General features: G+C 57.2%; 11 protein-coding genes. 8 read left to right on the top strand and 3 right to left on the bottom strand.

From position 1 onward, the window contains the following. Nucleotides 1–55 precede the first annotated feature (55 nt). On the top strand, nucleotides 56–949 hold the full coding sequence (locus AC5JQH_RS01765; protein WP_008174651.1) for an FAD:protein FMN transferase: 894 nt from the start codon (nucleotides 56–58) through the stop codon (nucleotides 947–949). Nucleotides 950–970: 21 nt separating this feature from the next. On the opposite strand, the gene AC5JQH_RS01760 is transcribed toward AC5JQH_RS01765, so the two are convergent. From AC5JQH_RS01760 to AC5JQH_RS01750, 3 genes are read right to left on the bottom strand one after another with little or no spacing between them, the layout of a single operon-like run. Next, a complete protein-coding gene (locus AC5JQH_RS01760; protein WP_288365383.1) occupies nucleotides 971–2,530 on the bottom strand; it encodes a general secretion pathway protein GspF in 1,560 nt (519 codons plus the stop codon). Nucleotides 2,531–2,542: 12 nt separating this feature from the next. After that, nucleotides 2,543–5,008, bottom strand: coding sequence for a LamG domain-containing protein (locus AC5JQH_RS01755; RefSeq protein WP_493805213.1), 2,466 nt, complete (start codon nucleotides 5,006–5,008; stop codon nucleotides 2,543–2,545). A gap of 31 nt (nucleotides 5,009–5,039) precedes the next feature. Continuing rightward, a complete protein-coding gene (locus AC5JQH_RS01750) occupies nucleotides 5,040–6,275 on the bottom strand; it encodes a hypothetical protein (RefSeq protein WP_039882063.1) in 1,236 nt (411 codons plus the stop codon). A gap of 197 nt (nucleotides 6,276–6,472) precedes the next feature. Between AC5JQH_RS01750 and AC5JQH_RS01745 the strand changes: the two genes are divergently transcribed. From AC5JQH_RS01745 to AC5JQH_RS01715, 7 genes are read left to right on the top strand one after another with little or no spacing between them, the layout of a single operon-like run. Further along, nucleotides 6,473–9,151 (top strand): HzsA-related protein, encoded by a 2,679-nt coding sequence (locus AC5JQH_RS01745; protein WP_493805212.1) that lies wholly within the window; start codon nucleotides 6,473–6,475, stop codon nucleotides 9,149–9,151. A gap of 22 nt (nucleotides 9,152–9,173) precedes the next feature. Then, nucleotides 9,174–9,926: an SH3 domain-containing protein gene (locus AC5JQH_RS01740; protein ID WP_493805211.1), complete on the top strand. Its 753-nt coding sequence runs from the start codon at nucleotides 9,174–9,176 to the stop codon at nucleotides 9,924–9,926. Beyond that, nucleotides 9,896–10,540, top strand: a complete 645-nt coding sequence (locus AC5JQH_RS01735; RefSeq protein ID WP_288365389.1) for an outer membrane beta-barrel domain-containing protein — start codon at nucleotides 9,896–9,898, stop codon at nucleotides 10,538–10,540. The genes AC5JQH_RS01740 and AC5JQH_RS01735 overlap by 31 nt, the downstream gene beginning before the upstream one ends. Nucleotides 10,541–10,551: 11 nt before the next feature. Next, nucleotides 10,552–11,055, top strand: a complete 504-nt coding sequence (locus AC5JQH_RS01730) for a TlpA family protein disulfide reductase (protein WP_014577483.1) — start codon at nucleotides 10,552–10,554, stop codon at nucleotides 11,053–11,055. Nucleotides 11,056–11,073: 18 nt separating this feature from the next. Continuing rightward, on the top strand, nucleotides 11,074–11,310 hold the full coding sequence (locus AC5JQH_RS01725) for a DUF4266 domain-containing protein (RefSeq protein WP_041645289.1): 237 nt from the start codon (nucleotides 11,074–11,076) through the stop codon (nucleotides 11,308–11,310). Beyond that, nucleotides 11,297–12,457, top strand: coding sequence for a DUF3570 domain-containing protein (locus AC5JQH_RS01720; protein WP_483111166.1), 1,161 nt, complete (start codon nucleotides 11,297–11,299; stop codon nucleotides 12,455–12,457). Before AC5JQH_RS01725 ends, AC5JQH_RS01720 begins: the two co-directional genes overlap by 14 nt. Before the next feature lie 19 nt (nucleotides 12,458–12,476). Beyond that, nucleotides 12,477–13,028, top strand: coding sequence for an AraC family transcriptional regulator (locus AC5JQH_RS01715; RefSeq protein ID WP_092029852.1), 552 nt, complete (start codon nucleotides 12,477–12,479; stop codon nucleotides 13,026–13,028). The last annotated feature ends 4 nt before the right edge of the window (nucleotides 13,029–13,032 follow it).

Here is a 13,032-nt window from a genome sequence, read left to right as displayed (position 1 = left end):
TGTCATCGTCCCGATGTCGGCCAGCGCCGAGTGGTATCGGTTTTCGGATACTGCAATGACCACGCCTATCGAACTGGAGTTCTGGGCGGAGGATAAAGAGCTGGCGAACCGGGTTGGCAAAGAGGTGCTGGCGGTTTTTCATCAGGTTGATGAACAGATGAGTCGCTATCGGGAAGAGTCGGAGGTCTCCAGGCTCAACCTCAATGCACCCGACGGGCCAGTAGAAGTCAGTGACGGGTTGTTCGAGGTGATTGAAAAAGCACGGGAGGTTTCTCTACTCAGCCAGGGCGCCTTCGACATCACCTTTGGCTCAGTGGGTTACCTGTATGACTTCAGGGCCGGCAAAAAGCCCACGGACGAGGAGCTTCGATCCGGCTTGCCGCGGGTGAATTTTCGGGATGTGATTCTTGATGAGGATGATCAGACGGTCGAATACCGGCAGGCAGGGATTCTGGTAGACCTCGGTGGCATCGCCAAAGGGTACGCAGTGGATCTGGGAATCGAGCGTCTGGTCAGTTTTGGCATTCGCCATGCCCGGCTGAGTGCTGGCGGCGACATGCGACTGTTAGGGGACAAGCGGGGCCGGCCCTGGTACGTGGGCATTCGGGACCCCCGTTCAGAAGGGCGCAACGCGGTGGTTTTGCCGCTCGAGGATGTGGCCGTGTCCACCTCCGGCGACTACGAGCGGTTCTTCGTGGATGAGGCGGGAGAAAGGGTTCATCACATCCTGTCGCCTGAGACCGGCAAATCGGTCCAGGGTGTCCAAAGCGTGACCATTATCGGCGAGGATGCGTTGACAACCGACGGCCTCTCCACGGCGGTTTTCGTGCTCGGGCCCAAAAAGGGACTGGAGATGATTGAGCGTTTGAAAGGTATCGATGTTGTGGTTATCGATGATCAGCGCATGATGCACGTTTCAGAAGGCCTCGTTCCGCCCCAATCAGACTAGGGGCGGAACGAGCAGTTTCCGTCAATTTCCGATAGTGCCGTTCACGACATTCGAGAACGCAATCAGGCTGTCCTGAGATGTCCCATTGCCCAGCCCGTGGCCGTTGAAACGGGTGCCGAAGTCACCCTGCTCCCCGTGCAATGCCATGTAGTTGAGCAGCACGGTCTGAACCAACTGGTTGACGTTGTTGGCCGCAGGACTGGAGGCAGTTTCCACCGACGCATCAGAGCGCATGAAGCCGATCTGCCTGCGAATCGGAGTGGGGCGGCCCGCCGGGTTGTAAACCAGGAAGAATGAGGCGGCCGTCTGCTGGTTGTCGCCGGTCCATTCGCCCTTGCCACGACCGTCCATGGAATCGTCGATTCGGCCGTTGCTCGACACCGAGCCGTCACTGAACACATAGAGCATCAATGGCATTCCTACCCGGGCTGCGTATTCCAGGCAGGCGCCCATACACCGACCGGCCTGTTCATCACGACGTTCGCCGGTTCCGCGCTCACCCGTATGGTAGTCGTAGCCGCCCATGGTGATCGTGCCGGCGCCAGCGTAGCCGTTCAGCACCAGCTTCATGACAGACGCAGTTTTGCGGAACTCACGGTTATTATTGAACTCATCGCGGGTGAAGATGCCGGTAGGGCCCACGATTTCGAGGTCCAGCTCTGGATCCAGTTCTGCCGGATCGCCGAAGCGGTCTGCCAGGTCTGCACTCTTGATGTAGCCGCAGCGAACCAGATCTTTGACGACGTCGTCTGTAGAGATGCCGGTGTTGACCTGGTTCATCTTGGCGTCGCTGATGCGCTGAATGGATTCCATCACGGCGACCGCGTCTGATTGATCCAGAATGCCGATCAGGTCGCCCACATCTACCAGGCCGGTAACGTCTGAGGGCCGGTCAATCTTGGTGGGGCGAACCTCCGGATTGATCAGGTTCATCGGTGCCAGCGAGTTACCGCCGGATTCCGAACTCTGGGACCCTATGAGAGAGAGCAGGGAGCCGTCGGCACCCGCGTGATGGATGCCGTACATCGGGTTGTGTGGGTTATTGCCGGTGTCGTTTTCCGAGCGAGCTGCAATAATGGCTCCGTCTGTTGCCGCCCGGGTGCCGGGACTAGTACTTTGAAGAATCCCGCGTAGGAAGCCGCTGTCTGAATGGAATGCGAGGCCCAGCTCCGTGTTCACGAACGCCGGATCGTTGGGCAACATGTCACCGGGAAGACCAAGTTTGTTGTAGCCTGCGGTGCTCAGGAAGTCCATTTGCCCACCGGATTTACCCATCAGTACATTGGAGCCGGCAATATTGGCTCCGCCCGCTAGATCAAAGCAGATAAATGGAATCTTGCCTGCGCCCTGCAGCGCTATACCACAGCTTTCTTTCAAGGTTTGTAGGTCTGGAGAAAGCGCGGCGGACGCCATCCGCGGGTTACCGAACAGGCTGAAAAGAGATGCACCGAAAACAGTAGCCGAGCCTGCCATAAGACCCTGCGCGATAAACTCGCGACGTGTCCTGGGCTTGCCGTGGTCGTCATGGAGTAGTGGACTGCCATTGGCCAGAGGCTTCTTTCGTGATTTGCGTATAAACATGATCGACTTCCTTTACTGAACCAAGGTGGTGGCACTGCCAAGCACAGCTGCGCAGCTTGCCTTGACGACCGTTTCGGTTCGGTCAGGGCCGCAGCTTGCACCACAGCTGGTCAAGCCATTGATTAGATTGCTGAGCTCATTAGCGACTGTCTCATTTGTAGGCTGAGATGCCAGATCGTTTCCGACAAACCTACTGAGGAGCGCTCCCACTATGAGATCCTCTCCGCCACCTTCAAATGCGGTGTTTGCCGGTGCCGCAAAATTGAAATTGCCGAAAATCTCCTGCCGAAGGTTGTCGCTGGAAACCAGAGCGTCGCAATACTGAATTGCCAGCTGGGTAATCGCCATCTGATGAGACGAAAGGAAGCCCTCGATTGTTTCCACTGTCGGGAGTTGCTGCCGAACAGTGTTGAATTTCTCGGAAACCTTCGAATGCGTGGTCGGTACACCGGTCATCCGAGACATGGACTCGTTGATCTCGTCAAAAGTTTTCAAGCCGATCTCCGATGACGGCTCCTGGTCTGATGGCGCCGGTTGAGGCGGCAGCGACGGCTCGGAGCGGGCAAAGTTGTTACCGCCCAGCTGGTCGAAGGTCAGGAAAAACTCGTCGTTCCCTGGCCCGTTTTCCAGCGCAATGATGGTGCCCAGAGAGGAGAGCGGTTGCCCGGCGCCGGGCTCATAACTGCCGCTGTCCAGGACAACGTCCAGGTTGGCCCAGGCCTGTCCAACAGTTGCCTCCTTGCCGTTGATGCCCAGTCGCATGCCGCGCAGCGGGATGTTCGATGGTTCGGCCGAGTCATCAAGGCTGATGAAGAAGGGACTGGTGAATCGGTAGGCATAGCTATCGAACTGGCTGACTTCGAACACGATGAAGCTCTCGGGCACGTCGATCAGGTGAGAGACACCGAACAGGAGATAGAACTTCTGGCCAACGCCCACTTCGAAGTTGGCCTGGACCTGCTCCGGTGTCAGCGCACGATTGTGGATGGCGACCATGCGGATCGCGCCCTGCCAGGGCGAGTTACCATCGGTCTCGTTGCCCAGCACCAGGGCAAAGCTGTCGTCCCATTCAGTCAGCAGTCCGCCGTCGTCCGGGTCGACACCCCCGGTTGGGACACCATTTACAAAGATCTGGCGCCCGGTTGCCGGGGTGTAGTTCACCACCACGTGCTGCAGGGTTGCCTGCAGGAGCATGTCGGCGTCCCGGGTCGCGAAAGGCGTATTCTCATCGCTGGTGGTGCTGCGATGCAGCACTTCGTAACGCTGGAGCGACTGGCTGAGCGTAACGTTGCGAGTGGTGGATGAGCCCGAGTAGGTCACGATGCGGGCATCTTCCTGGGTGATGTTGCCGGGGGCGACCCAGGCCTCGATGCTGTACTCGCCGGAGGCGGTCAGCAGGGTGTGCAGCTTCCGGCTTGCGGTGGTACTGCCCTGGGCCTTGCCCGCCGGGATCATGAAGCCCTGCTCGTTTTCGCCTGCCGGACCAAGGTCAATACCCCAGCCGCCAACCCAGTCAACGTTTCCGCTCAGGGTCAGATCCAGTGCAGGCGAGACGCCGCTGGTATCAAAGGCAGTCTGGCCTTCACCAAACTTGAATTCGTACAGGGCAATCACGTTGTCTTCAAACCGGCCGCCGGAGTTTGCGAGCAGGCCGTCTGCCTGCAGGTTGAGTGCCTTGCTGGCAACGATTGCCGGGTCCACGGGTTGGGCGCTCAGATCCTGGACCATTTCAAGAATCTTCAGTTCCATCAAATCGGCTGAGGCTTCGCAGTCGTCGTCCCAGCAGTTGTGGAAGTCGTAGCGCAGACGTTCGACCAGTCGGGATGCGCCCGGATTCATAGGATCAATACGGCTTTTCGCCTGATCGTAGGCAGTGGTGACATCGGCGCTGGCAATGTAAGGGGTCTGGCCACCATCAGCATGGCAGTCGCTGCAATACTGTCTGAGTTCGGGGTATACCGTGGTGGAAAACAGGCCAGTGTCAGTCGGAAGGGCAACCGTGGCACCCGGTTCTTTGAGCGCAGGAGCGCGAAGTTCCACGGTTTTGGCAGAGCCTTCTGACCCGCCTGCCCAGTTGGAAATATAGGTGGTGAGAATGTCCACACAGGCTGACGTGCTCTGGAGCCAGCAATTATGGCCACCTGCTACCTTTGTCACCATTGTGGACTGGGATGGATCAGACAGGTTAACAATAGAATTCGCCTGTGCGTAAGCAAGGTTAACGTCCTGCTCATTGACGAACGTGGGTGCCTGGCCATTGGAGCCGTGGCACGCGCCGCATTTATCCTGGGTGACCAGGTTGTCCCACACGGTGCGCTTGAAGTTGGCTACATCATCCGTCGAGGGGGCAGGCCCATTGTAGGTAACCGTGCCGGAATTCTGGGAGGTATTCGGCAGTTGTTCCGTGGATTCGCCCCCGCAGGCAGAAAGCAGAAGGGCCAGGGCAGTGATGGCAAGGACCGACTTGAGGGAGCTCATGGAAATTCCTTTAAATGTTTTCATAGCGTCCTCACTCCCCCATGCAGTACACGGCGGATTCTGCAAATACCTGCTTCAGGTCGTAACCCTGACTTGCGAAGCTGGCAACCATACTGCTTACCTGCGAACGGTCTGCGCTGTCGGAGGGAGGTCGCAGGCAGACATTCTCGAACACCTTCTTGACCTGGCACTCTGCGAAGGCCTCGGAATTCGCGAATTCCATACCCAGGCTCTTGGCACCGCTGCCGGAACCCGGGAGTGAGGGATCCCATCCCAGTCGGCGATTGGCGCCCTGGCGCCAGTAGTTATCCCAGCTGTCGTCAGGTGTCACATAGCCCTGCTCGAAGGTTGCAGAGTTGATGTGGTACTTGGCCTGAACCCTGGAGCCGGTTTCTGGATCTGTTTCGCCAATGGCGTTGTAGACCAGTCTGCCCAGTTCTCCATCGGGGTCGGTGTTGGCGTCATACTCGTAGTCGTAGTAGGCAAACGCCTGGGTCATGGGGTCCATGCCGGTGTGGCAGCCAACGCAGTTGTTCAGGAATACCCGGCTGTCACCACCCGGGCTGCGGGAAACATCCTGGCGAATGCGGTCCGTGGGCAAGGTAACGTCCGCAACCTGCTCCAGGTCGTTGCACATGTGATTGATCAGTGTGAAGCGGAACATCGCCCGGTTGGTGCCGGCACTGAAGAAAGCCCGGGCGGAAGCTCTTGATGTAATGACGCCGGCGGTGGCCGAGGGAGGAAGGCCCGTGTAGGTCGACTGGTTTACCCGCTCCAGGTTGTCCTTAAGGCTGGCTCCACTGTTCTCGAGGGATTCGTAGTGGTTGTTGTTGCTGGTAGAGTAGTTTGGCAGGTTCAGGGATGCATTCCCGATGTAAAGAACATCGTCATACAGAACTTTTCGGAAGTCTTCCCCGTCCCGCACCAGGCCAATCACCGTGGCAATGTAATCATTAAGGGGCACGAACTTTGACATCGCCTCGTTGGTCCAGGGGGCTGCAAAATTCTTCAGGGTAACGTCGTAGAAAGCGCTGTCTTGCATGGCCGTGAAGGCGGCATCAATAGCTCTGCCGGACTCTATGTCGCTCGCCATATCGTCAAGGACGACTTCAGAGGGTGGCACGCCGGCGACCCGATCGTGAATTCTTTTGGCCTGCTCCCTGGGGCCAGCCTGAACAAGGCTGGCCTGTCCAGACACCAATGCGACGAGAACTGCGGTACTGCAAGCCTTGCAAAGCAGGCTTCTGATCCTGTTCCGGGCGGTCATGTCCTTTCCCTCGGTGATCGTTAGCATGTGCACATTAATGCTTTTTGACAATTGTTAAAAGTTTACGGCTTGCTATATCCTTCGTTTTGAGTCGTAGGCCACGTTATTACATTGCGTTACGTAAAACCCTTGGAGCCTGCCAGCGGAACCGACTTAATTTATGTCATGGAATGTCATCCGAAACAGGGTTTCTCACGTTGGAAATTAAGTCGCCCACTCTAAACATCTCCCGCAGTACTCGCCTGGCTGTCGCACTCGGCTCGCTTGCAGCTCTGTCTGGCTGTCTTTCGAGCAGCGACAGTCAGCAGGCGGATCCGGTTGTCGTCGAGAACCCTGTGGCTTATGTCGAACGGGCTCTACTTTTTGACGAAAACACCGGGGCCCTGGTCGAGGACAACCTGGCCGACCCGAGCGCTTTCCGCCCCGGAGCGCGGCTGTTTCTGAAGGCCAGTGCCACTGCGGACGCCGAGACGCAGGATATTGCCTCCAGAGCATTCGCGGGGCCGCAATTCCTTGATGACAATGGTCAGTTGCGTTACGACGTGAAAGATCTCCACGTTTCCCACGACGGCTCCAGACTGCTGTTTGCCATGCGTGCGCCGGAAATCGAGGACGCAGACGACGAGGATCAGCCAACCTGGAATATCTGGGAATACGACGTTAGTACCGACATCCTGCGCCGGATCATCGATTCGGACGTTACCGCCGGGGCCGGGCAGGACGTTGCGCCAGCCTATCTGCCTGATGGCCGAATCGTTTTCTCGTCAACCCGTCAGCGGATTTCCAAGGCGGTGCTGCTTGATGAAGGCAAACCCCAGTATTCCGGTCTGGACGAGGAGGGTGATAGCCCCGGGTTTGTTCTGCATGTGATGGACGACGATGGTCAGAACATTGAACAGATCACCTTCAATCAGAGCCACGACCTCGACCCCATGGTGGCGGATGATGGCACCATTGTGTTCAGCCGCTGGGATAATGCCGGCCAAACCCGGAACAACGGTGTGAACCTCTACCGCGTCAACCCTGACGGCACTGGCCTGAGTTATCTTTTCGGTCGTCACTCCCACGATTCGGTTCCAGAAGCGAACGACATACAGTACCTGCAGCCACGCAAATCAGACAGCGGCAATCTGCTGGTGCAGCTAAGGCCGTTTGAATCAGATGACTACGCGTCTGTGTTGGCGGAAGTCGATGTTGACCAATTTGTTGAGGCCAATCTTCGTCTCGATGGCACCGAAGGTTTGGGCCAGCGCTCGCTTGTGCCCGGCGTGGGCCTGGATGGCCAACTATCGCTGAAAGGCAGTTATGCATCGGTTTCACCGCTGCTTGATGGTACCAACCGCTACCTGGTCAGTTGGACACCTTGCCGGCTGCGTGAAACAGCGACCGACCGGATTGTGAACTGCACGGAAGATCGCCTGCAATCCGAAGACTATCAACCCGCAGAGCCCGTCTACGGTTTGTGGCTTCTGGATATCAACAGCGAAACCCAGCGGCCGGTGGTCCCGCCGGTAGAGGGCGTTCAGTTTGATGAGGCGGTCCTGATGAAGGAACGGCCTCTGGAAGGGTTCATCCCGGAATCCCAGTTCACGGGTGATGAGGGGGCCCTCGGCGATGCCGGCTACGGCGTCCTGCACATTCGAAGCGTCTATGATATCGATGGGGTGGACACCACGCCGACTGGTATTGCTGCAATGGCTGATCCGCTGCAAACGCCGCCGGAAGATCGCCCGGCCAGATTCCTTCGACTGGAAAAGCCCGTGGCCATCCCCGATGAGAACGTCCGGGATTTTGATAACAGCGCGTTTGGCCGGAGCCGCGCTCAATTGATGCGGGAAATCCTGGGTTACGTGCCGATCGAGCCGGATGGCTCCGTGAAGGTGGCAGTGCCGGCCAATGTCGCGTTCGCGATTAGCATTCTTGATGAACAGGGGCAGCGCATGGACGGGGTTTTGGGCAACAGGCATCAGAACTGGCTAACGGTACGACCCGGTGAGACCCTAGAGTGCTCAGGCTGCCATGACCCCGGTAATCCTGAACCCCATGGTAGGCCTGACGCTGGCCCTAAATCAGCGTGGAGTGGGGCAGTAACTACCGGACGCCCGTTTCCGAACACCGCCCCGAGTCTTTATGCTGACATGGGCGAAACCATGGCCGAGGTGTTCGCGCGAGTTAACGGGATCCGCCGGCCGACGCCGGATGTGATCTATGCCGATGAGTGGTCCGGCGATGCGGTGGATCCCAAGCCCGACAGCTTTTCCTATGCCTATGGCGAGCTGCAGACCCCACAACCCATATCCGGCGTTTGCGCCAGCGACTGGGCGCCGAATTGTCGGATTGTAATTAACTACGAACAGCATATTCATCCGCTCTGGAGTGTTAACCGAGAGGAGCTCGATCCGGTCTCCATGGACGTAATCGACGCCACCTGCACTAGTTGTCATACCGACACCGATGCAGTAGAAGCCCAGCAGGTGCCCGCCGGACAGCTGGATCTAACCGATGGCCCGTCACCCGATGAACCGTTGCACTTTAACGCCTACAGGGAACTGCTTTTCCCTGACAATGAGCAGGACCTGGATCCGGAGAATGGCGCACTGATAGATGTGCTTGTAGATTCCGGGGAAGTGCTGGAGGACGAGGAAGGTAACCCAATTCTCGATGCCAATGGAGATGTGCAGCCGATCATGGTGACAGTTACTGTCCAGCCTTCAATGTCCGTCAACGGCGCCCGTTTCAGTAGTTTCTTCGATGTGTTCGCAGAGGGTGGAACACATGAAGATCGTCTCACGCCAGCCGAACTCAGACTGATCGCGGAATGGCTGGATGTTGGCGGCCAGTATTTCAACAACCCGTTCGATGCCCCGGAAGACTGATCCAAGGACTGAAACTCGCGCCATGCCCATTGCCTTTCTCATGTTTCTATTATTTTTGCCGGCCCAGAGCTGGGCTGGCTGGCTGTGGGGCCAGGCTGAAGAAGACGTGGCGCAAGTGCAGGTGACCGAGCCTTATATTGAATGGCGAACCGGCCCGGCAACTGGCTATCCGGTTTTCCATACCAGCGAGAAAGGGGAATGGCTGACCATTCTTCAACGCAAGACCAGCTGGATCAAAGTAACGGACGCCCGGGGCCGGGAAGGCTGGGTTGCGGTTGCTGATATCGCCCAGACCGTGGATGGCACCGGTAATCGAGTGGATCTTCAGGTACCGGATTTCGATTCATTCGGTAACCGGCGAGTCGAAGCTGGTTTAATGATGGGTGAGTTTGATGGTGCCGCTGTCACGGCAGGCTACGGCGGATTCTGGATGACGAGGAACCTGTCCGCCGAACTCTGGGCCTCGCAGATCCTGGGCAGCGCCTCGGAGATTCGAATGGTCAATGCGAATCTGGTGCATCAGCCATTCCCGCACTGGCGGGTATCGCCCTTTTTTACGCTCGGGGTCGGACATATCTGGGTTGATCCCAAGGCGACTCTGGCTCAGCCCGAAGAGCGGGATAACAGTATTGGCCATGCCGGACTCGGTATCCGTGCCTACATCACCGATCGATATTTCATCCGTGCCGAAGTGAAGGACTACAAAGTGTTCACGACCCGATCCACCAACGAAGAAGCGACAGAATGGAAAATCGGACTAAGCATCTTTTTCTGAAACCGCTGTGTCTCGGAGCTGGGCTATGCGTAGCCGCAGCCGCCCAGGCCCAGGATGATCGGCCGCTGATCGAGCCGGATGTTACCCCGGTGCCGGTCACCGAGGCGCTGATTGACACCGAGAACTTTGAAATTGGCGCTTTTGTGGGCGTGCTCAATATCGAGGACTTCGAGTCGTCGCTGCTTTATGGCGGCAAGCTCACCTACCACCTCAGCGAGTCCTTCTTTTTCGAGGCCGGAGTCGGCTTCGCGGAGGGTGGAGAAACCAGTTTCGAGAAGCTGGCCGGTAACGTGGAGGTGCTTACCGACAGCGAGCGGGATTACAGCTATTACAACATCAACCTGGGTTACAACGTGCTTCCGGGCGAGGCCTTCCTCACCGAGAACTACGCATTCAACACCAATTTCTATCTGATTGCGGGTGCCGGCGCTACCGATTTTGCGGGTGACACCCGGTTTACCCTGAATGCCGGCGCGGGCTATCAGGTTCTGTTGACGGACAGCGTTGCAGTTCAGATTGGCGTAAGACAGCACTACTACCGAATAGATGTTCTTGGGGCCGAGAAAACCTCCATGAACACAGAGGTCAGCACTGGCCTGTCGGTCTTTTTCTGATTACAGGAGCAATGGTTATGAAAGCATCCATAAAATCACTGGCGGTGGCGGGCGTCCTGGCCTGTCTTAGCCCCATGGCGGGCGCCGAGGCCATCAATGTGCCAGCTCCGGATTTCACCCTGGAAAGCCGTTCCGGCGAAAACCTGAGGCTGGAGGACCATCGTGGTGAAGTGGTGATGCTGAACTTCTGGGCATCATGGTGTGGTCCCTGCCGCCAGGAAATGCCGCTGATGGATGAGCTTTACAGCCAATACAAGGATCTCGGCTTCACGATTCTGGCGGTCAATGTGGATGAGAATCGGGAAGAGGCCCATCGCTTCCTGGACAAGGTACCCGTGAATTACCCGATCCTCTACGATCCGGAGAGTTCGGTGAGCGAGCTTTATGAAGTCCAGGCCATGCCAACGACCGTGATGATCGATCGCGATGGTAATGCCCGGTATCTCCACTATGGCTATCAGCCGGGTTACGAAGACGAGTACGAACAGCAGATTCGCGAGCTGGTGCGCGAATAATTTTCGGACGGAACGTTTATGCGTAATTTGTCGATCTTCACTGCCTCTGCTCTTTTGGTCGCGACCTTCACGATCTCTGGATGCAGCTCAATCAAGCCGTGGGTAAAACCCTATGAACGGGATAATCTGGCGGATCCGGTCATGAGTCTCAGCCGCCATGGCAAGGCGGATTCCTACATGCATCACGTCTATCAGTCCCGGGAGTCTGCGCGGGGAGCAGAAGGCGGTTCTGGGGGTGGCTGTGGCTGTAACTGACGGCAAAAGGTTAGTGCGCTCCGTCTGCGTTCTGTTCGCGCTGATGTTGGCCGGGCAACAGGCGATTGCGGCGACCTTGCCAGTGGATAACGTGGATGTTCTCTACCACCGCTATGACGGTGGCGGCATGGTCATCGATGGCCCCTCAGTTTTGGTGCGCAAGGGTATTGGCTCGTCGGTTTCGTTTTCCGGCCAGTACTATGTTGACTCCGTTTCGGCTGCCTCTGTGGACGTTCTGGCCACGGCGAGCCCCTACGAGGAAGAACGCAACGAGTACACCTTTGGTGTCGATTACCTGCACGATAAGTCCATTTTGAGTCTGGGTTTCACCAACAGTTCCGAAAACGATTACGAAGCCAACACCGTTTACTTCTCGCTCAGCCAGGAGTTTTTCGGGGGCATGTCCACAGTAACCATGGGCTATGCCAGCGGCTGGGATGAAGTGGGCCGGGTTGGCAACGATTCCTTCAGCGAGGAAGCTGATCGTCGGAACTATCAGCTCGGACTGAGTCAGGTCGTCACCCGCAACAGCCTGGTAGGCCTGGATCTTGAGGTGGTTACGGATGAGGGCTTCCTGCAGAACCCTTACCGACAGAACCGCTACATCGACCCGAACGATTCCACAGCGTTCCTGTACCAACCGGAGCGTTATCCGGAAACCCGAACAAGTACCTCCGTGGCCATGCGAGCGCTTTATTATCTGCCATATCGCGCCTCAATTCGCGGTGAATACCGTTATTTTTCCGATACCTGGGGCATCAACGCCCACACGGTCGAACTGGGATACGTGCACGGATTGAACCAGCACTGGACCCTTGAAGGTTCCATTCGTTACTACAGCCAGAGCGAAGCGGACTTTTACAGCGATCTTTTCCCGTTCGAGAACTCCCAGACACACCTGGCCCGTGACAAGGAACTCAGCTCCCTATCCGGGACAACCCTGGCGGTGGGCGCGGTCTACGAATGGAAGCAGACGTCGCTTCCCGGCATCGATCGCCTGCAGTTCAGCTTACTGGTGGACTGGCTGAATTTTGAATATGACAACTTCCGGGATGTCACCGCAGCAGGTGACTTTCTCCCCGGCGAAGAACCCCTATATTCCTTCGATGCCTACGTAACCCGGGCGTCGTTGATTCTTGAATACTGAGCATGCAGGAAGAACGACCATGGCCACTTGCTTGAACTCCCGATTTCCGGTGCTTTTAGCGGCATTGACCCTCGCCCTGACAGCCCCCGCATTTGCCCAGACCAATCCCGGGGCGGAGAAAGATGATACAGCCGTCGCCGAGCAGGTGGAGGCGCTCAAGAAGAAAGTGATACGCCTGAATCGTGACCTGTTTATCCTTGAGGAAGATCTGCTTTTTCCAGCCAATACCCAGGTTGCCGTGTTTCTCAGCGTTGATGCCGGGAAGTTTCTGAAGCTGGATGCGGTCAAACTGAAAGTCGACGACGAGATTGTTGCTTCCCACCTGTATACGGAGCGACAGGTGACTGCCCTTGAACGCGGCGGCATGCAGCGGCTATACGTCGGCAACCTGAAAACCGGCGTCCATGAGATGACGGCGTTTGTTGAGGGAATCGGCCCGGATAAGCGGCCTTACAAGCAGGCGGCCTCCCTGGAGTTTGAGAAGGGCACTGGAACGGCCGCTCTGGAAATCCGCGTTGAAGATCGCTCCTCCAACTACCAACCCTCCGTATCCATTGTGGAGTGGGAGTAAGGCG

It is taken from the genome of Marinobacter sp. H13, assembly GCF_059072335.1.
The sequence above is the reverse complement of the archived record's forward strand: the minus strand, read 5'-3'. Positions and strand labels throughout refer to the sequence as shown.